At 70.7% G+C, this 24,044-nt stretch carries 19 protein-coding genes; 4 read left to right on the forward strand and 15 right to left on the reverse strand.

Features of this window, described 5'->3' with window-relative positions; genetic code table 11:
• Positions 1-14: 14 nt before the first annotated feature.
• From narI to B072_RS0133165, 5 genes are all read right to left on the reverse strand, one after another.
• On the reverse strand, positions 15-737 hold the full coding sequence (gene narI / locus B072_RS0133145; protein ID WP_018534278.1) for a respiratory nitrate reductase subunit gamma: 723 nt from the start codon (positions 735-737) through the stop codon (positions 15-17).
• A complete protein-coding gene (gene narJ / locus B072_RS0133150; RefSeq protein WP_018534279.1) occupies positions 734-1,330 on the reverse strand; it encodes a nitrate reductase molybdenum cofactor assembly chaperone in 597 nt (198 codons plus the stop codon). The genes narI and narJ overlap by 4 nt, the downstream gene beginning before the upstream one ends.
• On the reverse strand, positions 1,330-2,940 hold the full coding sequence (narH, locus tag B072_RS0133155; RefSeq protein WP_018534280.1) for a nitrate reductase subunit beta: 1,611 nt from the start codon (positions 2,938-2,940) through the stop codon (positions 1,330-1,332). The genes narJ and narH overlap by 1 nt, the downstream gene beginning before the upstream one ends.
• A gap of 4 nt (positions 2,941-2,944) precedes the next feature.
• The gene (locus B072_RS0133160; protein WP_018534281.1) at positions 2,945-6,631 is read right to left on the reverse strand and encodes a nitrate reductase subunit alpha; all 3,687 of its coding nucleotides are present in this window, start codon (positions 6,629-6,631) and stop codon (positions 2,945-2,947) included.
• A 129-nt stretch (positions 6,632-6,760) separates the two neighbouring features.
• Positions 6,761-7,591 (reverse strand): helix-turn-helix domain-containing protein, encoded by an 831-nt coding sequence (locus tag B072_RS0133165; protein ID WP_018534282.1) that lies wholly within the window; start codon positions 7,589-7,591, stop codon positions 6,761-6,763.
• A gap of 38 nt (positions 7,592-7,629) precedes the next feature.
• Here B072_RS0133165 and B072_RS0133170 point away from each other — a divergent pair, with 38 nt between their 5' ends.
• A complete protein-coding gene (locus tag B072_RS0133170) occupies positions 7,630-7,935 on the forward strand; it encodes a 4a-hydroxytetrahydrobiopterin dehydratase (protein WP_018534283.1) in 306 nt (101 codons plus the stop codon).
• Between the two features lie 9 nt (positions 7,936-7,944).
• On the opposite strand, the gene B072_RS0133175 is transcribed toward B072_RS0133170, so the two are convergent.
• The 5 genes from B072_RS0133175 to B072_RS0133195 all read right to left on the reverse strand — a co-directional run bounded on the left by B072_RS0133175 (position 7,945) and on the right by B072_RS0133195 (position 12,061).
• Positions 7,945-8,649: a TetR/AcrR family transcriptional regulator gene (locus B072_RS0133175; protein WP_106432988.1), complete on the reverse strand. Its 705-nt coding sequence runs from the start codon at positions 8,647-8,649 to the stop codon at positions 7,945-7,947.
• A gap of 39 nt (positions 8,650-8,688) precedes the next feature.
• Positions 8,689-9,921, reverse strand: a complete 1,233-nt coding sequence (locus tag B072_RS0133180; protein WP_018534285.1) for a serine hydrolase domain-containing protein — start codon at positions 9,919-9,921, stop codon at positions 8,689-8,691.
• A gap of 79 nt (positions 9,922-10,000) precedes the next feature.
• The gene (locus B072_RS0133185; RefSeq protein WP_018534286.1) at positions 10,001-10,984 is read right to left on the reverse strand and encodes an aldo/keto reductase; all 984 of its coding nucleotides are present in this window, start codon (positions 10,982-10,984) and stop codon (positions 10,001-10,003) included.
• A gap of 82 nt (positions 10,985-11,066) precedes the next feature.
• Positions 11,067-11,576: a hypothetical protein gene (locus B072_RS0133190; protein ID WP_018534287.1), complete on the reverse strand. Its 510-nt coding sequence runs from the start codon at positions 11,574-11,576 to the stop codon at positions 11,067-11,069.
• Positions 11,573-12,061: a hypothetical protein gene (locus B072_RS0133195; RefSeq protein WP_026246554.1), complete on the reverse strand. Its 489-nt coding sequence runs from the start codon at positions 12,059-12,061 to the stop codon at positions 11,573-11,575. The genes B072_RS0133190 and B072_RS0133195 overlap by 4 nt, the downstream gene beginning before the upstream one ends.
• Positions 12,062-12,129: 68 nt before the next feature.
• Between B072_RS0133195 and B072_RS0133200 the strand changes: the two genes are divergently transcribed.
• Both B072_RS0133200 and B072_RS0133205 read left to right on the forward strand, forming a co-directional pair.
• Positions 12,130-13,104, forward strand: a complete 975-nt coding sequence (locus tag B072_RS0133200) for a helix-turn-helix transcriptional regulator (RefSeq protein ID WP_018534289.1) — start codon at positions 12,130-12,132, stop codon at positions 13,102-13,104.
• 82 nt (positions 13,105-13,186) lie between these two features.
• Positions 13,187-15,058: a rhamnogalacturonan lyase gene (locus tag B072_RS0133205; protein ID WP_018534290.1), complete on the forward strand. Its 1,872-nt coding sequence runs from the start codon at positions 13,187-13,189 to the stop codon at positions 15,056-15,058.
• Positions 15,059-15,077: 19 nt separating this feature from the next.
• Here B072_RS0133205 and B072_RS0133210 read toward each other — a convergent pair whose 3' ends face one another.
• Together B072_RS0133210 and B072_RS0133215 are read right to left on the reverse strand one after the other, a co-directional pair.
• Positions 15,078-15,572 (reverse strand): hypothetical protein, encoded by a 495-nt coding sequence (locus B072_RS0133210; RefSeq protein WP_018534291.1) that lies wholly within the window; start codon positions 15,570-15,572, stop codon positions 15,078-15,080.
• 151 nt (positions 15,573-15,723) lie between these two features.
• Complete coding sequence (locus B072_RS0133215) at positions 15,724-16,113, reverse strand: YrdB family protein (RefSeq protein WP_043245246.1); 390 nt, start codon at positions 16,111-16,113, stop codon at positions 15,724-15,726.
• Positions 16,114-16,263: 150 nt separating this feature from the next.
• On the opposite strand from B072_RS0133215, the gene B072_RS0133220 reads away from it, so the two are divergent.
• Complete coding sequence (locus tag B072_RS0133220; RefSeq protein WP_018534293.1) at positions 16,264-17,187, forward strand: NADP-dependent oxidoreductase; 924 nt, start codon at positions 16,264-16,266, stop codon at positions 17,185-17,187.
• Here B072_RS0133220 and B072_RS44700 read toward each other — a convergent pair.
• From B072_RS44700 to B072_RS0133235, 3 genes are all read right to left on the reverse strand, one after another.
• Positions 17,178-17,735, reverse strand: coding sequence for a DUF6417 family protein (locus B072_RS44700; protein WP_018534294.1), 558 nt, complete (start codon positions 17,733-17,735; stop codon positions 17,178-17,180). The two genes, B072_RS0133220 and B072_RS44700, sit on opposite strands and share 10 nt — an antisense overlap.
• Positions 17,736-18,098: 363 nt before the next feature.
• Positions 18,099-20,759 carry a cellulose-binding domain-containing protein gene (locus B072_RS0133230; protein WP_018534295.1) on the reverse strand — a complete coding sequence of 887 codons (2,661 nt, stop codon included), beginning with the start codon at positions 20,757-20,759 and terminating at the stop codon, positions 18,099-18,101.
• A gap of 218 nt (positions 20,760-20,977) precedes the next feature.
• On the reverse strand, positions 20,978-23,881 hold the full coding sequence (locus tag B072_RS0133235; protein ID WP_018534296.1) for a glycoside hydrolase family 48 protein: 2,904 nt from the start codon (positions 23,879-23,881) through the stop codon (positions 20,978-20,980).
• Positions 23,882-24,044 lie beyond the last annotated feature (163 nt).

The following is a 24,044-nucleotide window of genomic DNA, read 5'->3' on the forward strand; positions in this document are numbered from 1 at the left end:
AAGAAAGTCAGGAATCAGGAGCCAGTGCGCTCCCACCCCCGTCGCTCCGGCCGCGCGGCCAGGCGCCGCTGATCGCGGCTGCGATAGACCACGTACGGACGGAACAGGTACTGCACCGGCGCGCTGAACATATGAACGAGCCGGGTGAACGGTACCAGCGCGATCAGTGACATGCCCACTACTGCGTGAATTTGATAGAGCACGGGCACTCCGTGCATCAGGTCGATGTCCGGACTGAGCGTGAACAGGCTGCGCGACCAGGGGCCGATCGTCTCGCGGTAGTTGTAGCCGTTGCCGGAGGAGTGGGTCAGCTTGGCGACCATGCCGAGCACGATGGCGGCCAGCAGCACGAGGTACATCAGCTTGTCGTTGCGCGTCGTGGCCCGGAACACCGGGGCCTTGAAGCGGCGACGGAAGAGCAGCATGAAGATGCCGAGGACCGTCAGGACGCCCGCGAACGTGCCGCCGATCAGCGAGAACAGGTGGTACGTGTGCTCGCTGACGCCCACGTTCTCGGTCCACGACATCGGGATGAACAGGCCGACGAGATGGCCGACGAGGACGAACAGGATGCCGTAGTGGAAGACCGGCGAGGCGATGTTGAGGAGCTTCGACTCGTAGACCTGGGACGAGCGCGTCGTCCAGCCGAACTTGTCGTAGCGGTAGCGCCAGATCGTGCCCACCACGAGCAGCACGACGGCGACGTAGGGCAGGACGCCCCAGATGAGCGTGGTCACGGGGCGTGCTCCTTCTCCAGTTCCAGCAGCGGCAGCGTGCCGAACGGTTCGAGGCCGACCTCCTCGCGCGGCGGACCCGACCGGGCCAGCGCGAGCGCCGCGGCCCGGTCCTTGGGGGACGGACCCGGCAGCGCCCGGCACACGGAGTCCAGCACGCCCGCGTACGGGGTGCCGTGCTCGGTGAGGGCGAGGCGGAGCAGCTCGATGCCGCTGCGGTGCTCCTCCAGCAGGAACGGTCCCGCCTGCGCGGAGAACTCCAGCACCGCCGGGAGATAGTCCGGCAGCTCCTCGCCGGTGAACTCCAGACCGTGCTCGCGGTAGACCTGCTTCATCTCCACCAGCGACATGCCGCGCCTGCGGGTGTCGCCGTCGCGCCACCACGTCAGGTACAGGCTGTGCCGGTTCTTGAAGTCGAAGACCTGCACGTAGTGGGCGGCCAGGTCCGGGAGCGCGGTCGCCTCGGCGTGGTCGACGAACGGGGCGAGCTCCGGCGCGGCGGCGCGCACCAGTGGCAGCCGCTCGTACAGCTCCTCGTCCGGGTACGTGAGACAGAGCGCCGCCGCCTGGAAGAGCAGGGAGGTCCGGTCGGTCATCAGGTTTCCTCCGGGTCGTCGGCGGTCTGGCGGTTCTTGGTGAGGTGGAAGCTCTCCACGGACACGACGGGCAGCAGCTTGCGGCCGCCGGTCGTGGACCCGGAGTCGCCGCCGAAGGGACCCTCGCCGCCCATGCCTGGACCGTCCTCGTAGTCGAGGGAGCACGAGTCGGGGAGCGCGGACTCCTCCAGGCGCTGCGCGTCGCCGACGGCCGCGGTGGGGATGACGTAGCGGTCCTCGTACTTGGCGATGGCGAGGAGGCGGTACATCTCCTCGATCTCGACCGCCGACATGCCGACCCGCTCGGCGATCGAACTGTCGGGCCGGTCACCGAGGTTGATGGCGCGCATGTGGGAGCGCATCGCGCCGAGCTTCTCCAGCGACGACTTCACCGGGCCGACGTCACCGGCCGTGAAGATCTCCGCCAGGTATTCGAGCGGGATGCGCAGGGTGTCGATGGCACCGAAGAGGTTCTCCGCGTCCTCGCCGTCGTGGCCGGTCTCGGTGAGCGCGTCGACGACGGGGGAGAGCGGCGGGATGTACCAGACCATCGGCATCGTCCGGTACTCCGGGTGCAGCGGAAGCGCCACCTTGTACTTGCTGATGAGCGCGTGCACGGGGGAGCGGCGGGCCGCCTCGATCCAGTCGTAGGGGATGTCCGCCTGTTCGGCCGCGCGCCGCACCTCCGGGTCCTCCGGATCGAGGAAGACACCCAACTGGGCCTCGTACAGCCCCTTGTCGTCCGTTGTCCGCGCGGCCTCCGTCACCTTGTCGGCGTCGTAGAGGATCACCCCGAGGTAGCGGAGCCGGCCCACGCAGGTCTCGGAGCAGACCGTCGGCAGGCCGACCTCGACGCGCGGGTAGCACATCGTGCACTTCTCGGCCTTGCCGGTGCGATGGTTGAAGTAGACCTTCTTGTACGGGCAGCCCGTCACACACATCCGCCAGCCGCGGCAGCTGTCCTGGTCGACGAGGACGATGCCGTCCTCCTCGCGCTTGTACATCGCGCCCGACGGACAGGACGCCACGCACGACGGGTTCAGGCAGTGCTCGCAGATCCGCGGCAGATAGAACATGAAGGTCTGCTCGAACGCGAACTTCACCTTGTCCGCGGCCTGTTGGCGGGTCTTCTCCACCATCGGGTCGAGATCGCCGTACTCCGTGGCGCCGCCGAGGTTGTCGTCCCAGTTCGACGACCACTCGATCTTCATCGGCTTGCCGGTGATCTGCGAGCGCGGCTGCGCCACCGGGTAGTCGTCACCGAGCGGGGCGTCGGTCAGGTTCTTGTAGTCGTACGTCCAGGGCTCGTAGTAGTCCTTGATCTCCGGCAGCTTGGGGTTGGAGAAGATGCCGAGCAGCTTCTTGAAGCGGCCGCCGCCCTTCAGTTGCAGGGCGCCCTTCTTGTTCAGCTCCCAGCCGCCGCGCCACTTCTCCTGGTCCTCGTAGCGGCGCGGGTAGCCCTGCCCGGGGCGGGTCTCGACGTTGTTGAACCAGACGTACTCCATGCCGTTGCGGTTGGTCCACGCCTGCTTGCAGGTGACCGAGCAGGTGTGGCAGCCGATGCACTTGTCGAGGTTCATGACCATCGCGATCTGAGCCATGATGCGCATGGGATCAGTACTCCACCTTCTGGGAGCGGCGCCGGATGACGGTGACTTCGTCTCGCTGGTTGCCCGTCGGGCCGAGGTAGTTGAACGCCCAGCTCAACTGGGCGTAGCCGCCGATGAGATGGGACGGCTTGAGGATGAGCCGGGTGAGCGAGTTGTGGATGCCGCCGCGCTTGCCGGTGGTCTCCGCCTTCGGGACGTTCACCGTGCGTTCCTGCGCGTGGTGCATGTAGACCGTGCCCGCCGGCATGCGGTGCGAGACGATCGCACGGGCGACGACCACACCGTTCCTGTTCACCGCCTCGATCCAGTCGTTGTCCTTGACGCCGATGGAGTCGGCGTCCTGCGGCGACATCCAGATCGACTGGCCGCCGCGGGACAGGGCGAGCATGAACAGGTTGTCCTGGTACTCGGAGTGGATGGACCACTTGTTGTGGGGCGTGAGGTAACGGACCGTCACCTCCTTTTCCCCGTCGGGCCCGAGGTTCGGTTCGCCGAACAGCCGGTTCATGTCGAGCGGCGGCCGGTAGACCGGCAGCGCCTCGCCCAGCTCGTGCATCCAGTCGTGGTCGATGAAGAAGTGCTGGCGCCCGGTGAGGGTGTGCCAGGGCTTCAGGTGCTCGGTGTTGAGGGTGAACGCGGTGTAGCGCCGCCCGCCGGACTCGCTGCCCGACCACTCCGGCGAGGTGATCACCGGGACGGGGGCGGCCTGCGTGTCCGCGTACGTGATGCGCTTGCCCTCGTGCTCGGCGGACAGATGCGCCATGCCCTGGCCGGTACGGGCTTCGAGGGTGTGGAAGCCCTGCGTGGCGAGCCGGCCGTTGGTGGTGCCGGACAGGGCGAGGATCGTGTTGGCGGCCTTCACCGCCGTGTCGAGCAGGGGACGCCCGTCGGCGGGACCGCCGCGCACGACGCCGTTGCGCTCGCGCAGCTCCTCGACCTCCTGGTCCGGCTTCAGGGTGATTCCCTTGGCGGGCAGGCCGAGTTGCTCGACCAGCGGGCCGAGCGAGGCGAACTTGGCGCCGATCGCCGTGTAGTCCCGCTCGACGACGACCAGGTTCGGCAGCGTCTTGCCGGGCACCGGCTCGCACTCGCCCTTGCGCCAGTCCAGGACGACGCCGCCGGGCTGCGCGATCTCGCCCGGGGTGTCGTGCTGCAGCGGCGCCGCCACCAGGTCCTTGCGGGTCCCCAGGTGGTCGACGGACAGCTCGCTGAGCCGTTCGGCCAGCGCCTTGAACGTGTCGAAGTCCGTGCGGGCCTGCCACGGCGGGTCCACGGCCGGGGTGAAGGAATGCACGTACGGGTGCATGTCCGTCGACGACAGGTCGTGCTTCTCGTACCAGGTCGCGGCCGGCAGCACGACGTCGGACAGGAGCGTCGACGACGTCTGCCGGAAGTCGAGGGAGAGGAGCAGGTCGAGCTTGCCCTCGGGGGCCTCGTCGCGCCAGGTGACCGTCGTGGGCCGCTCGTCGGGTGAGGCCTCCTCGGCCCGCAGGGAGGAGTGGGTGCCGAGGAGGTGCTTGGTGAAGTACTCGGCGCCCTTGGCGGACGAGCCGAGCAGGTTGGCCCGCCACAGGGTGAGCACGCGCGGCCAGTTCTGCGGCGCGTCCGGATCCTCGCAGGCGAACTTCAGGGAGCCCGACTTGAGCTCGGCGACGGTGTCCTCGACGCTCTGCTGCCCCAGGTCGAGCGAGTTGCGGTCGAACGTCGGGTACGACGGCATCCACCCCGAACGGGCCGACAGCGCGAGGCAGTCGGCGCCCGTCATGCCCTCGAAGGCGCCCTTGCCGAGCGGCGAGGCGAGCACGTCGGCGCCGAACTTGTCGTAGCGCCACTGATCGGTGTTGAGGAACCAGTACGCGGCGCCGATCATCTGCCGCGGCGGCCGCGACCAGTCGTTGGCGGAGGCGAGCGAGGCCCACCCCGTCACCGGCCGGCACTTCTCCTGGCCGACGTAGTGCGCCCAGCCGCCGCCGTTCCTGCCCTGGCAGCCGGTGAGCTGGAGCAGTGCGAGGAAGCCCCGGTAGATGGTCTCGGAGTGGAACCAGTGATTGGTCCCCGCGCCCATGAGGATCATGCAGCGCCCGCGCGACTTCTCCGCCGTCTGCGCGAACTCCCGCGCGATCTTGACGCACTTGGCGGCGGGCACGGAGGTGTGCGCCTCCTGCCAGCCGGGCGTGCCGGGCGACTCCCCGTCCTCGTACGACGCGGGCCACTGGCCGGGCAGGCCGTCGCGGCCGACGCCGTACTGGGCGAGGAGCAGATCGAAGACGGTGGTGACGAGCGGGCCGCCGGGCCCGCCGAGCCGGGTCGCGGGCACGCCGCGCCGCACGGTGTCGCCGCGGCCCTGCCCGTGGGTGCCGCCGTCGGTGTCGAACCGCGGCAGGAGCACCTCGACCCCGCTGGCGACGTCACTGCCGTGCAGGCTCAACTGCGGTTTGATGTTGCCCAGTTCGAGATTCCACTTACCGGCGCCCGACTCGGTCCAGCGGAAGCCGAGGGAGCCGTTCGGTACGGCGGGCTGCCCGGTAGCCTCGTCGAGCACGGCCGTCTTCCAGTCGGCGCCCTCGCCGCCCTGACCGAGATCGGCGGCGCGCAGGAACTTCGACGGGACGTACGCGCCGTCGCGCTCGTCCAGCGTCACCAGGAAGGGCAGGTCGGTGAACTTCTTGACGTAGTCCGTGAAGAACGGCGTCTCACGGTCGACGAAGAACTCCTTGAGGATGACGTGCCCCATGGCGAGCGCCAGCGCCCCGTCGGTGCCCGGGTGCGGGTGCAGCCACTCGTCGGCGAACTTCGCGTTGTCCGCGTAGTCGGGCGCGACGACCACGACCTTCTGCCCGCGGTAACGGGCCTCCGCCATCCAGTGCGCGTCGGGCGTACGCGTCACGGGGACGTTCGAGCCCCACATCATCAGATACGCCGCGTCCCACCAGTCACCCGACTCCGGTACGTCGGTCTGGTCGCCGAACACCTGCGGCGAGGCGACGGGCAGATCCGCGTACCAGTCGTAGAACGACAGCATCGGAGCGCCGATCAGCGACATGAAACGGGCCCCGGCCGCGTGCGACACCATCGACATGGCGGGAATGGGGGAGAACCCGGCGACGCGGTCGGGCCCGTACGTCTTGATGGTGTGCACGTGCGCGGCGGCGACGATCTCGACGGCCTCGTCCCACGTGGCGCGCACCAACCCGCCCTTGCCGCGCGCGAGTTGATACCTTCGGCGGCGCTCCGGGTCGTTCTGGATGTCGGCCCAGGCGAGCACCGGGTCCTTCAGCCGCGCCTTCGCCTCCCGGTACATCTCCAGGAGCACACCCCGGATGTACGGGTAGCGCACGCGCGTCGGCGAGTACGTGTACCAGGAGAACGCCGCACCGCGCGGACAGCCCCGCGGCTCGTACTCGGGGCGGTCCGGGCCCACGCTCGGGTAGTCCGTCTGCTGGGTCTCCCACGTGATGATGCCGTCCTTGACGTACACCTTCCAGCGGCACGAGCCCGTGCAGTTCACCCCGTGCGTCGAGTTCACGACCTTGTCGTGGCTCCACCGGTCCCGGTAGAAGACGTCCCCGTCCCTGCCGCCCTTGATCCGCACACTGTGCAGGTCCGCCGCGGCCTTCCCGCGCCGGAAGAACCGCCCGGCCTTCAGCAGCGCCGCCTCCGGCTCGGCCGGAGCGCCCGTCGTGTCAGTCACCGTCTGCTCCCTCGGTCTCCGTCCTTCGCACGCTAGGGGGACGGGGGCGGGAGCACCCTCGGGCAGGGGCCGTATGGGTGGGTACCAGTCATTACCTCGGTTCTGCGCGACCAGCCGGAGCGCCCGAGGTCAGCTCAACGCTTCCTGAAGAAACTTCACCGTCGCGGGGTCGGCCGGGAGCAGCGTCTCGATCGCCAGCTCCGCCACCGTCACGTCCATCGGGGTGTTGAACGTGGAGATCGACGACACGAACGACAGCAGGTGCCCGTCGTGCTCGACCATCATCGGCAGCGCGAAGCACGGCACGGGCGCGGTCGGCTCCGGGGGCGGGTCCTGGTGCGGCATCGGGTACGCGGACACCTCGTCGTACAGCTCCCGCAACGCGTCCGACCGGACCAGCGCGATCTGCCGCTCCATCTGTGCCAGCAGGTGCCCGCGCCACTCGGGCAGGTTCCGGATCCGGGGTGCGAGGCCCTCGGGGTGGAGCGTGAGGCGCATCGCGTTCAGGGGCGGGGCGAGCAGGTGATCGGGAAGGGACTCCGTCAGCAGCGCGATGCCGCGGTTCGCCGCGATCACGTTGTACGTCGCGTCGACGATCAGCGCCGGATACGGCTCGTAGCCGCGCAGCAGCTGGTCGAGGCCCGCGCGCAGCGAGCCGAGCGAGGGGTCGTCGAGCGAGGTCTCGGTGAAACGCGGGGCGTAACCGGCCGCCAGGAGAAGGGCGTTGCGCTCCCGCACCGGCACGTCGAGATGCTCGGCGAGGCGCAGGAGCAAGTCCTCGCTGGGGCGCGAGCGACCCGTCTCCACGAAGCTGATGTGCCGCGCCGACGAGTCCGCGCGCAGCGCGAGCTCCAGCTGGCTGACCCTGCGCCGCTCCCGCCAGCCCCGCAGCAGACGGCCCACTTCCGAGGTGTTCTTGCGCGGCGCGGTGCGCGTCGCGGGTATCGCCCGGGTTGTCATGGGGAGACCGTAACCGGAAGTGGTGGCAGGCTGGAGTCATGCCTACAGAGCCGCTGTCCCTTAAGGAGATCGAGGACCGTCTCGCCGAACTGCCCGGCTGGTCCCTCGACGGTGCCCGGATCACCCGCACCTACCGCCTCGGCACGCACTTCGCGGCGACCGCCCTGGTCGTGCACATCGCCCAGACCCAGGAGGAGTTGGACCACCACTCCGATCTCACCCTCGGCTACAACACGGTCAGCCTCGCGGTGAACACGCACGACGCGGGCGGGGCCGTCACCGTGAAGGACTTCGAACTCGCGCGCAGGGTCGAGGAGTTGGCGCCGGGGCACGGAGCCTCCTGAGCCTGCGGCTCAGTTCTTGCCGGCCCGGAGTTCCACCCCGTCCAGGATCAGGCCCAGCGTCGTCTCGAACTGGTCGTCCTCGTCAGCGGCGGCCAGATGCGGGGCCACCGCGGCCAGATCCGGGTAGCGGTCGGGGGAGACGGCCAGGTACTCGCGGCGCCACGCCCTGCGGTCGCCCTCCCGTGACGCGCTGCCGAGCGCGACGACCGAGGCCTCGTACGCGGCCAGGCCCAGGGCCGTGTCGACCAAAGAGCGGTAGTAGCGGGCCGCGTCGCGGTCGTCGAAGCCGGCCGAGCGCAGCGCGCCGATGACCACGTCCGCGCCGTGGAACTCCGCCTCGCGCCGCGCGACCCGGGTGGCGACGAGTACGGCCACCTGTGGATGGGCGAGGCAGGCCGTGCGCATGCGGCGGGCCAGCGTCTCCAGGGTTTCGCGCCAGCCGTCGGCCGGGGCGAAGCCGTCCATGGCCCGCGCGATCAGGCGCTCGGCGAGGCCGAGCAGGATCTCGTCCTTGCCGGCGAAGTGCCGGAGCACCGCCGTGTGGTTGGCGCCCAGGTCGGCGCCGAGGCGGCGGAGCGTCAGTGCGTCGGGCCCCTCGCGGTCGACGAGGGCGAACGCGGCGTCCAGGATCACGTCCTGGTTGAGCGAGGTGGACGGCGGACGACCGCGCCGGGCCTTGCTCTGCGGCGTCGCTTCGGCCCGTGGTGCGGTCATGTCCGGCATTCTATCGAGCGGGGCCCGGCCGCCCGGGGATCAAGCGGTCGCCTCCAGGTGCGCGACCAGCGCCGTCAGCGCGGCCACCGTCTCCGCGTCCCGGTCCTCGTCCTCCGCCGTGTTCCAGGCACTCGTCTTGACCACGACGACGTCCGCCTCGGGGTCGACCCAGAGGTACTGCCCGTGGATGCCGATCCCGGTGAACGAGCGGCGCTCCCCGTCGAGCGTCCACCACTGGTTCGCGTACCCGTAGTGCCGTGGGAGGTCGGCCCCGAGCGCTCCGGCCGCCAGGTGCGGCAGGTCCGCGCCCCGGCTCCGTTCGACCCACGCCGCGGGCACGATCTGCCGTCCGTCCAGGGCGCCGCCGCGGGCCATCAGCAGGCCCACCCGGGCCATGTCCCGCACGGCCGCGTTGAGCGAGCCGCCGCCCAGCGCGGTGCGCGGACGTCCCCGGGTGAGGAAGTAGTACGCGTCGCGCTCCGCGCCGATGCGGCTCCACAGGCGGCTGTGCGCGTACCGCGCGAGCGGCATGCCCGTCGCCGACTCCAGGACCCAGCCGAGGACCTGGGAGTCCACCGTCGAGTAGTTGAAGGTGCCGCCCGGCTCCGCCGCACGCGGCAGCGAGCGCACCACCTCCAGCAGGGAACCGCCGCCCGACACCGCCCGCTCGAACCGGCCGAACGACGACTCGGGGTCGGCGTAGTCCTCAACGAACTCCACGCCGCTGCTCATGTGCAGCAGGTCCTCGACCGTGGGGCCGTCGTACGCGCTGCCGGCCAGGTCGGGGACGTACGAGACGACCTTGTCGGCCGTCGAGCCGAGGGCCCCTTCCTCCAGCGCGATGCCGAGGAGCATCGACGTCACCGACTTGGTCAGCGAGAACAGCTGGAACCTGGCCGTCGGCGAGGCGAACCGGCCCGGGTAGTCCTCGCCCACCAGCACCCCGCGGTGCAGCACGGCGAATCCCGTCGTGTGGGTGCGCCGGTGCAGCTCCGCCAGAGTGCGCCGCTCGCCCCCGAACCCGTACGTGAATCCCCGCAGCCCCGGCTCGTACGGCAGCGGGCGGGGCGCCGACGCTCGGGGCACCGGGTCGGTCGGGAGCACCGCGGACATGTGCGTGAACGCCCACTCGTTCACCGGCCGGGAGAACGCGATGTCGGCCTGGTGCCGCCACAGCCAGCTCGCCCCGGCGCCGAGGCCGGCGACCGCCGCCCCGACCGCCAGGGCGCCGCCCGCCCGCCCGCGCGGAGTCCGCCGAGTGCCCGTGCCCATGTGTCCTCCGTCGCGCCGCCGCTCGCCGTAATTTCGGACCAATGGTGACACCAGGGGTTCACGGAGGCAAGAGGGTCCGTCACGCCTCGTTCAGGCGGGCCCGCTCCTCCTCGGTCAGTTCCAGGTCCACCGCCGCGAGGCTCTCCTCCAGCTGCGCGACCGAGGACGCGCCGACCAGCGGGATCGCGGGGACGTCCGCGGCCAGCATCCAGGCGAGCACGACCTGGTTGACGGTGGCGCCACAGGACCGGGCGACCTCGCGCAGCGCCGTGAGCCGCGCCTGGGTGCTGCCGTGGTCGTGCCCGGCGCCGAGCGGCTTGTCGTCGCGCACGTAGGCACCGCCGATCAGCGGCGAGTAGGCCACCAGCGTCAGGTCCTTCTCGGCGCGGACCATGCTGAGGAGGTTGCCGTCGGCGGTGGCGCAGACGCCGTCCGGCGACAGCTCGGAGGGCAGATCGGTACGGTGCCGCAGATAGCTGTGCTGGTACTGGAGCACCTCGTACCCGGCGAGCCCCTCGGCCCGCGCGATGCCCCGCGCCCGCTCCACCTGCCACGCCCAGTGGTTGGACACACCGAGCAGACCGACCGTGCCCTCGCTCACGAGAGCCCCGAACTCCCGGACCGTTTCCGCGAGTTCGACCTTCGGGTCCGGGATGTGCGCGTACAGGAGGTCCAGGCTCTCGATGCCGAGCCGTGCCTTGCTGCCCTCCACCGCCGAGCGGATCGCGGCCGCCGACAGACCCTCCGGGTTGTCGATGTACCCGGTGCCCGGCGCCAGCGGTACCGCGCCCAGCTTCGTGGCGATGAGGATCTCGTCGCCGATGCCGCGGCTGCGCCGCCAGTTGCCGAGCAGCGTCTCGCTCTCGCCGCCGACGGTCCCGTCGATCCAGAACGCGTAGTTGTCGGACGTGTCGACGAACGTGCCGCCCGCCTCCACGTACCGGTCGAGGATCGCGAACGACGTCTTCTCGTCGGTGACGGTGCCGAACAGCATGGCGCCGAGGCTGAGCGCGCTGACCTCGCGGCGCCGCGCCGGGTCGCCGCCGATGGTGCGGTACTTCATGGGAGTTCCCCCTCGATGGGCCCGGCCGCCGGGTGCGCGCCGGGCTGCGGAAGGGAGTCAACGCGTTGAAGTGCACGCGAAGTCAAGGCAGTCGGGGAGCCGCACCGGTGGCGCGCCGGGTGAAGTCCATCGACCAGTTCACCAGCCACGTCCTGTCCTCGTCGGGCTCGTACACGTCCCCGTCGACCGAGAACGCCTGCTCCCAGCGGGCCGTCGTCGCGCTGATCCCGGACCACGTGAACCGCACCCGCACGTCCTTCCCGTCGTGGGTGTCGGCGCCGACGAACTCGCCGCGCCCGTCGGGCGCGAACCGGCCGTGCACCGGCGGGAAGAGGCGGCCCGTGCGGTCGGTGGACCAGTTCAGGGACCACAGCCGGGTCACCGGGTCGAACAGGCGCAGGGTCATACCGGTCCAGCCCCGCGCCGGCACCGGCATCTCGTCGATGTTCGCCGCCCCGCCGAACAGGGGGCGGCAGCTGCTCGTCGCGCCGAACTCCTCCCAGCCGCTCTCCGGGTCGAGGAAGTCGAGGCGCCGGCGGTGGGTGACGTCCCACTCGCCGAAGAAGAAGTCGAAGTCGTGGGCGGTGCTCATGAGCGTCCTCCGGTGGTGCCCTCGGGCAGGGCGTCGCGTACGTAGCCGTCGAGGTCGGGCAGCTCGGGCGCCAGCATGTGCCGCACCCAGGCGTCGCGTTCGTGCAGCAGCGGCGGGAGTTCCCACACGCAGCCGATCCACGGCCGGTCCGCCGGGTCCGTCACGATGAAGTGGGCGGGGTCGCGGTCCGGGCAGCCGAGCACCGGCTGCCCCGCGGCGGCGCCCCGGAAATGCAGGACGTTGTCCCACACCCAGCTGTACGCGTTGAGGTACGCGCCGTCGTCGCCGCCCCGGTGCAGCACGACGAACGTGGCGGGCGGCGTGCCGTCCGGCTCGGGCAGCAGCTCGGGCAGGATCGCGTACGCCGCCTTCTCGACGTCGGGCGCGATGCCGCGCGGGTCGGTGGTCACGTGGTAGCGCTTGACGCGGCGGCCCGCCACCTCGATGGGCGGCGGAACCGTCAGCAGTTTCTCCTCGAAGGCCATGACGGGACGGTAGGACGGGTCCACTGACATCCTGTGTCAGTGATGTCACGGAAGTCGCGGGAGCTCGCGTGAAGGCCGGCCGACTCGTCTCGATCCTGCTCCTGCTGCAGACCCGGGGGCTGATGACCGCCGCCCAGCTCGCGGCCGAACTGGAGGTGTCCGTGCGCACCGTCTACCGCGACGTCGAGGCGCTCCACGCGGCGGGCGTCCCGCTGTACGGGGACGCGGGCCACGCGGGCGGCTACCGCCTCCTCGACGGTTACCGCACCCGCCTCACCGGCCTGACCACCGCCGAGGCCGAGGCCCTCTTCCTTTCCGGCGCCCCGGGACCCGCCGCCGACCTCGGGCTCGGCCCCGTGCTCGCCGCCGCCCAGCTGAAGGTCCGGGCCGCGCTCCCCACCGAGCTGCGTGCCCACGCCGACCGGATCAGCGCCCGCTTCCACCTCGACGCCCCCGGCTGGTACGCGGACGAGGACACCACGGAGCACCTGCCCGCGGTGGCGGCCGCCGTCTGGGAGCGCCGGGTCCTGCACGTCACGTACCGCCGCTGGCGCGAGCCGACCGATGTGGAGCGCCGCCTCGAACCGTACGGACTCGTCCTCAAGGCGGGCCGCTGGTACGTCGTGGCCCGGGCGGACGGCGCCGGGCCACGCACCTACCGCGTCGACCAGATCCTCCAACTCCGCTGCACGCAGGACGAGTTCGCGCCGCCGGACGACTTCGATCTCGCCGCGTACTGGCAGGCGTACCAGGACGACTTCCACCGGCGACTGCACACCGGCGAGGCCGTGGTGCGGCTCGCGCCCGGCGCCGCGGACCGGCTGTCCGGGGCCGCCGCCCGCGCCGCCCGCACGACCGGCCGCGCCGAACCCGACGGCTGGACGCGCGCCGTGCTGCCCGTCGAGTCGCAGGACCGCGCGCACGACGACTTCCTGCGGCTCGGCGCGGACATCGAGGTCCTGGAACCGGCCGCGCTGCGGGACCGTATCGCCGCCACGGCGGCGGCCCTGGCGCGGCTGTACGCGGGCGGCAAGCGACTTTAGGTGGGCGGCAACTGATCGGCGAGCAGCGGCAACTGACGGAACGTAAGTCACCCGCACGTTCCTCACCCCCAGGAGCCCACCCATGTCCCGCTCCCGTCCCCACCGCAGACGCCGCCGTCTGCTGCTCGCCACCGCCGCTGCCGCCGCCCTCGCCGTCACCGGCATCACCTTCCTGCCCGGCGACGACGCCTCCGCCGCCACCGCGCGACAGGCCGAGAAGCTGGACCGCGGCCTGGTCAGCGTGCACACCGACGCCGGGAACCTGGTCAGCTGGCGGTGGCTCGGCACCGACCCGGACGACGTCTCCTTCAACGTCTACCGGGCCGGTACGAAGGTGAACTCGACGCCCGTCACGGGCTCCACGAACTTCTTCCACGCCGACGCCCCCAGCTCCGCCGACTACACGGTCCGCGCGATCGTGAACGGCACCGAGCAGGCCGACTCGGCGCACGCCGTCCAGTTCCGCACGGGCTACAAGGACGTACCGATCACACCGCCCGCGGGCGGCACGACACCGGACGGCGTCGCCTACACCTACGAGGCCAACGACGCGTCCGTCGGCGACCTCGACGGCGACGGCGTCCTCGAGTTCGTCCTCAAGTGGCAGCCCACGAACGCCAAGGACAACTCCCAGTCCGGCTACACAGGCAACACCATCGTCGACGCCGTCAAGCTCGACGGCACCCGCCTGTGGCGCGTCGACCTGGGACGCAACATCCGCTCGGGCGCGCACTACACGCAGTTCCAGGTGTACGACTACGACGGCGACGGCAAGGCCGAGGTCGCCATGAAGACCGCCGACGGGACGACCGACGGCAAGGGCACGGTCATCGGCAGCTCGTCCGCCGACTACCGCAACTCCAGCGGGTACATCCTCTCCGGCCCCGAGTACCTGACCATGTTCAACGGGCAGACCGGCGCCGCCATGGGCTCCGTCGACTACGTTCCCGCGCGCGGCACGGTCTCCTCGTGGGGCGACTCGTACGGCAACCGCGTCGACCGCTTCCTCGCCGGGACCGCCTACCTGGACGGCTCCCGTCCCTCCCTCATCGAGGCCCGCGGCTACTACACGCGCACCGTCATCGCGGCCTGGGACTGGCGCGACGGCAAGTTCACCCGCCGCTGGACGTTCGACACCAACGCGTCCACCAACTCCGGCAAGGGGTACGACGGTCAGGGCTCCCACTCCCTCTCCGTCGGTGACGTGGACAACGACGGCAAGGACGAGATCGTGTACGGCGCGATGGCCGTGGACGACAACGGCAGTGGCCTGTGGACGACCAAGACCGGCCACGGCGACGCCCAGCACCTCGCCGACCTCGACCCGTCCTCGCCCGGCCTCGAATACTTCAAGGTGTCCGAGTCGACGTCGCAGCCGGCCGAGCTGTACATCGACCCGGCCGGCGGCACGGTGAAGTGGAAGCTCGCCGCCTGCTGCGACAACGGCCGCGGTGTCGCCGACGACATCTACGCGGGCAACGACGGTGCCGAGGCGTGGTCGGCGTCCGACACGTACATCCGCGACGAGGCGGGCGCGACGAAGGGGCGCGAACCGTCCTCCGTCAACTTCCTGTCCTGGTGGGACGGCGACACCACCCGCGAACTCCTCGACGGCACCCACATCGACAAGTACGGCCCCTCCGCCGACACCCGTCTCCTGACGGCCTCCGGCGTCCACTCCAACAACACCACCAAGGCCACCCCGTCGCTGTCCGGCGACATCCTCGGCGACTGGCGCGAGGAGGTCGTCTGGCCGACGACGAACAACACGGCCCTGCGCATCTACTCGACCCCGATCGAGACGAGCACCCGCATCACGACACTGCTCCACGACACGATGTACCGCACGGGCCTGGCCTGGCAGAACACGGCCTACAACCAGCCCCCGCACCCGAGCTTCTTCATCGGCAACAAGATGCCGACGGCACCACGGCCGACGATCACGACGCCGTAGCCGCACCCGGCCCGCGCGGTCAGCTGTAGCTCCAGCGCCAGGCGTTGGAGCTGTACCGGCAGGTGATCGCCGTGCCGCCGGCGTTCGTGGTGGAGGCGCCGTGGTCGCTGTTGCGGCAGAACTGCCCGGCCGCGTAGCAGTTGCCGGAGTTCGAGACGATCGAGCAGGTGCCGGAGGCGGCCTGACCGCTGCCTCCGCCTCCGCCCGTGGTCGTGGAGCCGCCGGTGCCGGAGCCGGCGGCGGCTTTCGTGGTGACCGTGACCTTGACCTTCACCGTCTTGGTCGCGGTCACCGTGGGCGCCGGTTCGGGCCTCGCCGACTCCGTCGCCGTGGCGGTCGCGGTGACCGTGGCGGTGGGCTGCGGCCGGCTCGCCGCCACCTTGGTGCTGCCGTTGTCCTGGCCGCCGTCACCGGCGGTGCCCAGGGCGCCGCCCAGAAGGAAGGCGACGCCGACGACGGGTATCACGATGCGCTTACGTGCCCAACGCGGCACGGGTGTGTACGGGCTGGTCATGCGGTCCCCCTGCTTCTTGGTGAGAAGAGGGAGGTTAATGCGCTCCGCCGGAATGTGGGGGAGATGTGAAGCCTAAGTGATGAACATGTGATTCACGGTCGGCGGTGCTCGGCGGTGCTCGGCGGTGCTCGGCGTTGCTCGGTGGGGTTCGTCAGTTGCGGAACAGCCACACCACCCGGTTCCACGACAGCAGGTGGTAGACGACCAGCACACCGGCCAGAATCACCGCCGGCAGGTGCCTTCCCGCCGCGTACAGCGCCGCCGCGCCGCCGAAGAAGACGGCGAGTTCCAGCAGGAAGCGCAGGGCGCCCGGCGTGGCGATCACCGTGTCGCCGGAACGGGACGCGTCCCCGGGGGTGGCGAAGACGCCCCACGCCATGGCCACCGCCAGCGGGACCAGGACCACGAGGGCGTACCGCAGGGCCCCGGACGAGACCGCCCAGGCCCAGACGCCGAAGGACGCCAGCGCCGCGAGCTCCAGCGCGAAGCGCACGGCCAGCGCTCCCGGATGAAAGCCGTACCCGGACGACCAAGACGACATGGATGGATCCTCTCCCCGATACCGACAGCTCCTCGGCAGAACGCCGTACGCGATCAGATCACGCGTTCGAGTGGGCCGGGGGCGGTATCGCGAAGGAAGTTCTACGGTGATCACAGCGGCCCGCGTGCGCGGTCGAGAGCGGAGTGGGTCATGAAGGCGGTGCGGTTCAGCCGGTTCGGGGGGCCTGAGGTGCTGGAGATCGTGGAGCTCCCCGATCCGCGGCCCGGCCCCGGCGAGGTCCGTATCGCGGTGCGCGCCGCCGGGGTCAACCCGAGCGACTGGAAGAAGCGCGAGGGCCTGATGGACGAGGAGCTCCCGCAGACCCTGGGGTACGAGGCGGCCGGCGTGGTCGACGTCGTCGGAGCCGGTGTCACGTACGTGGGCGTCGGCGACCGTGTCTTCGGGCTCGCCGGCGCGGGGGCCGCCCAGGCCGAGCTGGCCGTGCTGTCCTTCTACGCGCCGATCCCGCCGTCACTCGACTTCGCCGACGCCGCCGCGCTGCCCGCCGCGATCGAGACCGCCACCCGGGCGCTGGACCAGCTCGGTGTGCGGCACGGATGCACGCTCCTCGTCAACGGCGCCTCGGGCAGCATCGGCAGCGCCGCGGTGCAGCTCGCCGTGGTGCGGGGCGCACACGTGATCGGCATCGCGGGACCCCGTAACCACGCGTACCTGCGCTCGCTCGGCGCCGAGCCCGTCGCCTACGGGGAAGGGCTCGGCGAGCGGGTCCGCGCGCTCGCCCCCGACGGCGTCGACCTCGCCCTCGACGTCGCGGGGAGCGGTGTGCTGCCCGAACTCATCGGCCTCGCGGGCGGCGCGGAGCACGTCGTGACGGTCGCCGACTTCGCCGGTGCGCGGGAGCACGGGGTCCGGTTCAGCCGTGGGGACGAGGGGCGCGCGGTCCATGTGCTGGGCGAGATCGGGGAGTTGATCGAGAGCGGCCGGTTCTCGCTGCCGGTCGCCGGGACCTTCCCGCTCGACGAGGTCGCCGAGGCGCACCGCGTCAGCAAGGCGGGCAGCCACGCGCGCGGGAAGCTCGTCCTCGTCGTCGCCCCGGCCGGGGTCTACGGGTAGAGCACCCCGTAGACCCGGGCGAACCGGTTCGCGGGCGCCGCCGAGCCGCCCAGCCGTTCCAGGAAGAACGCGCGGGCCATGGACCGCATCTGCTCCCCGGTCACGTGCACGACCCACCGGTTGGCCGCGGCACTGAACCGCGCCGTCTCCACGGCCGTCCCCAGACCGTGCGCCGGGCCGTCGCGCAGACGCTCGCCCAGGGCGACGAACCGCTTGAGCACGTCGAGGTCCGAGCGGCGCAGCGCCACCTTCTGCAGCCCGGGCTCCGGCGGCTCGTCGACCGCCGAGGGCGTGGCCCGCACCTGGGCGTAGAGCAGGACGTCCCACCCGTCCGCGGTGAGCCGGACCGCCCAGGGGACCGGGTGGCCCGCCCGCGCGGAGAGCTCCGTTCGTTCCTCCGTGGACGCCGACCGGGCCAGGCCGAGTCCCACCAGAGGCGCCGCGGTGCGTTCGTCGAGGCCGGGGCCCTCGGTGGCCCAGCCGTCCGGTTCGCGCTGGGCGTCCGCCACGCGCCGCAACAGAGCGAAGTGCCCCTCGGAACGACCCATCCCTGCCCCTCCCGCCGACCTGTGCGATGGCGAGACGTTAGCGCGCGGTGTCCTCCGGGCGGGGCGCGTTGCGTCAGGCACCCCTCGAAATGGGGGCGTCACGCGACACGGGCGCGCCCCCTGGTGCCGTTTCCGGTACAGGCCCGACGTCTCTCGCTGTGCCGGCGCAGGGCCTGCTCGCTGCGGCCGTACGCGCTGAAGCGGAACCCCCGCGTCCTCGGTCCAGTACCACCGCAGCCGGTCCGCGACTGTGCGTGGTCGATCTGCCCAGGGGCGATCTCCGGGCATGGGCAGATCGTAGAAGGGGGTGCGCGCCCGCTGTCGGCGCGCACCCCCTGCCACGTCGTTCCCCGTGCCCGGGCGTCAGCTCACCGCACAGCTCTGCTCACCCAGCTTGAACGCCGTCGGCTTCGCGTTCGCCGTCCCGGGCCGCGACCCCGTGAAGCCGAACGCCACCGAACTCCCGGCCGCCACCGTCCCGTTCCAGCTCACGTTCTTCGCCGTGACCGCCGTACCGGACTGGCTGTACGAGGCGTTCCACAGCTGCGAGACCTTCTGGCCGTCGGCGAAGGACCAGCCGAGCGACCAGCCGTTCCAGGCGGTGGAGCCCGTGTTGGTCAGGGTCACGTCCGCCTGGAAGCCGCCCGACCACTCGTTCGTGACCTTGTACGCGACCGTGCAGGCGGCCGTGCCGCCGGAGCCGCCGTCGCCGTCACCCGGCGTGGTCGGTGTGTCCGCCGTGTCGCCGTAGACGACCCCCCGGCCGTTCGTCGACACGTACACCCGGCCGTACACGCGCGGATCGCCCGTGATCGCCGCGCCCGTCCAACCCCACTGGTGCGCCTCGTCGTTGACGCGGGTCCACGACGCGCCCGCGTCCGTCGAACGGAAGATGCCGCGCACCCCGCCGATCTTCGCGCTCGCGTAGAGCGTCTGGTACGTGGCACCGGGCGCCGCCTTGCCGAAGCCGATGGTGTCGGCCTGCTGGACGTTCGACAGCTTGGTGAACGTGGCGCCGCCGTCCGTCGAGTGCCACAGCCCGTACGCGCCGTCGGCCGCGCCGCCCGCCAGCCAGATGTCGCCCTTCGCGCCCGGCACCGCCTTGAACCGGACCGGCCCTTCCGTCGGCAGCCCGCTCGACGCCTTCGCGGTGAAGCTCGCCCCGCCGTCCGAACTGGCCAAGAAAGTACCGGACTTGAAGGCGTAGAAAATCTTGGCGTCGGAGCGGTCCGACTCCACGACGGCGCCCGCGGGCACCCCGCTCGCCGCCGTCCACGAGGACCCCGTGCCGGTCTGTACGGCCGCGCCGTCCGGGCTCCACACGATCCGCCCGCCGTCCGTCGACACCGCGACCGTGCCGCCGCCCGTGACGCCCGAGGGGTCCGTGCCGGCCGCGTACCAGTTGGCGCCGTTGTCGTTCGAGAGCGCGACGTGCGCGCCCGAGTCGACGTTCCCGGCGCGCACCACGACGTCCGGCTTGCTCTCGGCGAAGTCCAGGCTCGTGGACGAGGTGAAGTTGGGGGACGTGAACATCATCGACGGGACCTTCGTCAGGTCCGTGTGCCGGAAGCCGCCGATGTCGCCCAGAGCGGACAGGAGCGGTGCACCGGACGGCGGCGACGCGATGTCGTTGACCGCCGTCTCCTCAAGTCCCTTGACCATGGGGGAGATCGAGAAGGTGCCGCCCGTGTCCCACTTGCCGAGATCCTCGGTGCCGTAGACCGTCGCGCCCGTCCCGTACATCATCCGGTCCGAGTCGAACGGGTCGATCTCCAGCGCCTCCGTCATCCAGCCCAGCTTCGGCGTCTGCTCGGGCGGGGACGGGTTCGCGCCCCACGTCAGCCAGGGCACGGACGAGACGTCCATCGTGTAGCGGTTCGCGCGGTTCGGGTACGACGTGTAGTCCCACGCCTTCGTCCAGGTGCCGCCGCTGTCCGTGGAGCGGAAGATCAGCGTGTCCGGCCACCAGGAGCTGTAGCCCGAGACCATCACCGTGCCGGGGTGCTGCCGGTCCAGGGTCAGACCGCTGAAGCCGTAGTAGGTGTCGGCCTCCGCGACCGGGCTGATGTCCTTCCACTCGCCGGTCTTCGTCGCGTACCGCCAGACCTGGCCCTTGCCGCCGTCGTACGGGCCGCCGGTGTCGCTGTACGCCACGTACAGGTAGCCGTTCTCGGCGTCCAGCACGCTCTTGTGCGGCAGGTGGCCGGTCGGCTGGCCCGCCACCCGCTGCCACGTCACGCCCGCGTCCGTCGAGCGGTAGACGGAGTTGTCCTTGTCCGCGACGCCGACGTAGACGGTCTGCGTGCGGCCGGTGCCGGTGCCCGTCGACTCGTCGAACGTCACCCACACCACGCCCTGGTTGTCGGAGGCGTAGCCGGACGTGTCGGACGGGTCCTGCTGGTAGTTGCCCACGTTCGGGAAGGCGGTCACCCGGGACCAGCTCACGCCCGCGTCCGTCGAGCGCCACAGGCCCTTGCCGCTGGGCGCGGCCAGGTAGAGGACCTTGTTGTCGTGCGGGTCGATCGCGAGGCGTTCGCCCATGCCACGGCCCGGCATGTTGCCGCCGAGCTTGAACGGCAGGTCCGTCTTCTTCCAGGTCGCGCCGCGGTCCGCGGAGCGCAGGATCGCGCCGTTTCCGGGATCCCAGTCGTTCGTGTACGTGCCGACGGCGGCGTACACCTTGTCCGGGTCGACGGAGTCGGTGGCGAGAGAGGCCACGCCAGTGTGGCCCCAGTCGTCCCAGCCGACCGAGTCGAGCAGCGGCGTCCAGGACTTGGTGTCCTGCTCCCAGCGGTAGGCGCCGCCGATGTCGGTGCGGGCGTAGGCGAGGTTCTTCTCGGAGCGGTTGAAGACGATGCCGGGCACGAAGCCGCCACCGTCGATACGGGCGTTCTTCCAGGTGTAGGTGTCGGCGGCGATGTGGGGCTTCGGTTGCGCCTGCGCGCTCTGAGTGCCCGTCAACAACCCCGCCGTGAGGGCGAGTACGGCCGCGACGAGCAGCCTCGTTCTTCGTGGTGTGCGCATGGAGGGTCCCGGGGGGTGAGAAGGGGGAGCGGGGGTGCAGGGCGGTGGGCCGGGCCGCCCTCGGGGAGGAGGACGACCCGACCCTCTGCGGAGCCACTGCCGGGCGGGGCCCCGGCCTGGTCGCGGCGCTGGCGTCTGCCGGGCGGTGCCTGGCACGCACGCTCGAGACGCCGCCCGGCCCGCCCTTCGGGCGGACGACGCCAGCGCCGCGACCAGGCCTACTCGAGCAGCTCCGCATAGGAACCCATGGCGAGCGCGATGTCCGCCTGGGCCCAGAACCGGTGGTACGTGAAGGTCGGCGCCGCGCCGCCCGCCAGATAGGCCTCGATCTTCGACCAGTTGGGGTCGTCCTTGTAGAAGGAGCGGAGCGAGGCGAAGGTGGACGAGGAGTTGATCGCGTCGCCGTTCGGCATGGTGCCGGTCCAGCCGGACGGCACGTAGACCGCGTCGTCGAAGCGGCTGTAGTCGGCCCGCGTCTCGGGCACCGCGATGCCGAGCGCGTCCTGGTTGTTCTTCCACATGCCGTCGAGCAGGGCCTTCGCCGTGGACTTCGCCTCCGCGTCGCCGGACTTGGCGCCGTAGTAGGTGAGGGTCTTTGCGTAGGCCGCGGCCACCCCGACGTCGTTCGTGTAGTCGGCGACCGTGACGTGAAGTCCGCTGTTCGCGCCTGGACTTGACGCGTTCCAGGTGTCCGGCTTGCCCGACCACTTCAGGGTGGAGGGGATCTGGAAGCTGCCGTCGGGGTTGACGGTCGTCTCGGACAGGGCCCAGTCGACCCACTTGTCCAGGACGGCCTTGGCGTCGGCGTCACCCGTCTGCTGGTAGTACTCGGCGACGCGCTCCATCGACCAGGCCTGGAAGCCGAACCACTGGTTGGACGGCGGGTCGTGGTAGACGGGCGCCTCGTCGTAGTACATGCCGTAGAAGGTCGGCGTGCCGGACGGCGGGGTCGCGTACCGGCCGGACCAGCTGTTGGTCGCACCGCCCGCGATGGCGCCCTCGTCCGACTGCAGCCAGCGGTAGAACTCCAGCTGCCGGTCGAGCGACTTGGCCCAATCCGCCTGCCCAGTGGCCGACTTGGGCTTCAGGTCGGCGACCGAGGAGAGCGCGTACGCCGCCAGGGGGTTCTGGTAACCGCCGTGGGTGTGGCTGGAGCCGATGCGCCAGGCCCAGCCCGCCGAGGTGTCGGTGGCGCCGCCCCACGCGTAGTACCAGGACATCAGGTAGAACGAGGCGTCCTTGCCGGTGCCGGCCGGGCAGGTCGTCGGCCCGACGCAGTTGCCCACCTTCTTGAAGTACTTGTCGTACATCGCGTAGCGCAGGTAGTCGCCCATCTTCGCGGCCTTGCCGAGGGTGGCCGAGACCTCGGAGCCCTTGCCCTGCTCCTTGGCCCAGATGTCCGCCCAGTACGCGGCCTGCACGGCCCGCGCGTCGGCGTCGGGGGCGTTGGTGAACTTCCACTGCTTCGCGTACGACGCGTCACCGGTGAACAGGTCCAAGTACCCGTTCTTCCCGCCGTACTTGAAGGCGTCGCAGGTCGGCTGCGGCACCGTCTCCCACACCGACTCCTGCGCGCCGCGCTGGAAAGTGTTGATGTAGGACGGGCCGGTCGCCGTCGGGCCGGCCTCGCACTTTCCGGGTTCGTTGCCGTACCCGTAGACGTTGTCGACGTCCTGAAGCCAGTGCATGCCGTAGACGTCGTCGGTGCCGTACGCGCTCTTCAGCTCGGCCGCGATCGGGTCGCTGCCGACGGAGACCGACGGATCGAGCTTCGCCGGGTACTGCGACGGCAGATCCTCCTCGGGGGCGTACGTCGCGGGCTTGGACGCGTTGTAGAACGAGTTCGTCGGCTGGTCCGCGTGTGTGGGGATCATGTACTTCTCCATGATCTCCCAGGCGCCGTTGAACTTGGACCAGTCGCCACTGACCTTGCCGTACATGGCCTGCAACCACAGCAGGTACGAGTACGCCTCGGACGTCGTCTCGTGGCCGTGGTCCGGCGCCTCGACGATCAGCGTCTCGACCGAGTGGTACGGGACGCCCTCCGGCGAGAAGTAGCCGTTCGCCGGGTTGGTGATCTTCCCGTAGAGGTCGAGGAAGCGGGTGTCGTACTCCTTGCCGGCCGCGAGCTGCGTGACCGTGACCGTCGCCTTGCTGTGGCCGGGCGCGGTGACCGTGAACGTGGCGGCGCCGGTCCCGGAGGAGTCCGCCGCGACGGTCACCTTCTGCGCCGTGTTCCAGTTCGACGGGGTGAAGGTGAGGCTCGCGCCGGAGGAGACCGACAGGCCCGTGTTGCCGTCGGACCGGGCCGCCGTCACCGTCACGTTCGAGGACGGCTGCGTCGACAGCTTCACGTCGAATGTGCCCGACTTGCCCTGCTGGACGCCGAGTTGGGACGGTGTCGCGACCACGGCGGGGCCCGTCGCGACCGTGATGCCGACCGGCGTCGACTCGCCGGAGGCGCCCGTGCTGTCGTACGCCTTGGCGTAGAGCGAGTGGGTGCCGGCCGCGAGGGAGTCCGTGCCGAGCTCGTACGGGGACGTGGCGTCGGTGCCGAGCAGCTTCGTGTCGTCGTAGAACTCGACCTTCGCGATGCTCGCCCCGTCGGCGGCCGCCGCGGTCGCCGCGAGCGGCACGGCGTCCCCGGCCGTGTAGACCGCGCCCGCCTTGGGGCTGGTGAGGACGGTGACCGGCGGCTGATGGGCGCCGGCACACGTCGTGCCATTGATCGCGAAATTCGTGGGCGCTGAATTCGAGCCACTGTAAGTGAATTGCGCCCCGGTGGAGGCGGCGGCGCCGGCCGCGATCTTTCCGTTGTATCCGGCGTCCTTCACGGTGATGTTCTTGCCGGATTGCGACCAGGTGCCGTTCCAGCCGTTCGTGAGTTTCTGGTCACCGGCGTAGGAGTAGGTGAGGGTCCAGCCGTCGATCGCCGCGCTGCCGCGGTTGGTGATCGTCAGATCGGCCGTGAAGCCGGATCCCCAGTCGTTGGTTCTGTAGTCGACGCTGCACTCAACTGCCGCTGCCTCAGCGGTAGTTGGCAGTGCTGCAAGTGTGGCGAGCGGTAGTGCCAGTGCGGCCGCTGCGGCGGTCCACAACCGCCGGGCCGGTCTCTTGGGCATGGGGGGTTCCTCCTGGTGCGGCTCGACAACCTGTGAACCAGTGGGAGCGCTCCCAGGATGGGGAGGAGTCAAATGGGGGTCAAGAGACTTGAAGAGTCGAATTAATTCGACAGTGGCTTTTCGGAACCCCTCTGTTGCTTGACGGGAGTTCCTTCTCTACAGT

The sequence above is a fragment of the Streptomyces sp. HmicA12 genome (genome assembly GCF_000373565.1).
In the GTDB taxonomy this organism is placed as follows: domain Bacteria; phylum Actinomycetota; class Actinomycetes; order Streptomycetales; family Streptomycetaceae; genus Streptomyces.

Excerpts from the sequence above, each read along its gene's own strand:
- narJ (WP_018534279.1), bottom strand. The coding sequence starts at position 1,330 with ATGACCGACCGGACCTCCCTGCTCTTCCAGGCGGCGGCGCTCTGTCTC.
- narH (WP_018534280.1), bottom strand. The coding sequence starts at position 2,940 with ATGCGCATCATGGCTCAGATCGCGATGGTCATGAACCTCGACAAGTGC.
- B072_RS0133165 (WP_018534282.1), bottom strand. The coding sequence starts at position 7,591 with ATGACAACCCGGGCGATACCCGCGACGCGCACCGCGCCGCGCAAGAAC.
- B072_RS0133170 (WP_018534283.1), top strand. The coding sequence starts at position 7,630 with ATGCCTACAGAGCCGCTGTCCCTTAAGGAGATCGAGGACCGTCTCGCC.
- B072_RS0133175 (WP_106432988.1), bottom strand. The coding sequence starts at position 8,649 with ATGACCGCACCACGGGCCGAAGCGACGCCGCAGAGCAAGGCCCGGCGC.
- B072_RS0133180 (WP_018534285.1), bottom strand. The coding sequence starts at position 9,921 with ATGGGCACGGGCACTCGGCGGACTCCGCGCGGGCGGGCGGGCGGCGCC.
- B072_RS0133185 (WP_018534286.1), bottom strand. The coding sequence starts at position 10,984 with ATGAAGTACCGCACCATCGGCGGCGACCCGGCGCGGCGCCGCGAGGTC.
- B072_RS0133190 (WP_018534287.1), bottom strand. The coding sequence starts at position 11,576 with ATGAGCACCGCCCACGACTTCGACTTCTTCTTCGGCGAGTGGGACGTC.
- B072_RS0133195 (WP_026246554.1), bottom strand. The coding sequence starts at position 12,061 with ATGGCCTTCGAGGAGAAACTGCTGACGGTTCCGCCGCCCATCGAGGTG.
- B072_RS0133205 (WP_018534290.1), top strand. The coding sequence starts at position 13,187 with ATGTCCCGCTCCCGTCCCCACCGCAGACGCCGCCGTCTGCTGCTCGCC.
- B072_RS0133210 (WP_018534291.1), bottom strand. The coding sequence starts at position 15,572 with ATGACCAGCCCGTACACACCCGTGCCGCGTTGGGCACGTAAGCGCATC.
- B072_RS0133215 (WP_043245246.1), bottom strand. The coding sequence starts at position 16,113 with ATGTCGTCTTGGTCGTCCGGGTACGGCTTTCATCCGGGAGCGCTGGCC.
- B072_RS0133220 (WP_018534293.1), top strand. The coding sequence starts at position 16,264 with ATGAAGGCGGTGCGGTTCAGCCGGTTCGGGGGGCCTGAGGTGCTGGAG.
- B072_RS44700 (WP_018534294.1), bottom strand. The coding sequence starts at position 17,735 with ATGGGTCGTTCCGAGGGGCACTTCGCTCTGTTGCGGCGCGTGGCGGAC.
- B072_RS0133230 (WP_018534295.1), bottom strand. The coding sequence starts at position 20,759 with ATGCGCACACCACGAAGAACGAGGCTGCTCGTCGCGGCCGTACTCGCC.
- B072_RS0133235 (WP_018534296.1), bottom strand. The coding sequence starts at position 23,881 with ATGCCCAAGAGACCGGCCCGGCGGTTGTGGACCGCCGCAGCGGCCGCA.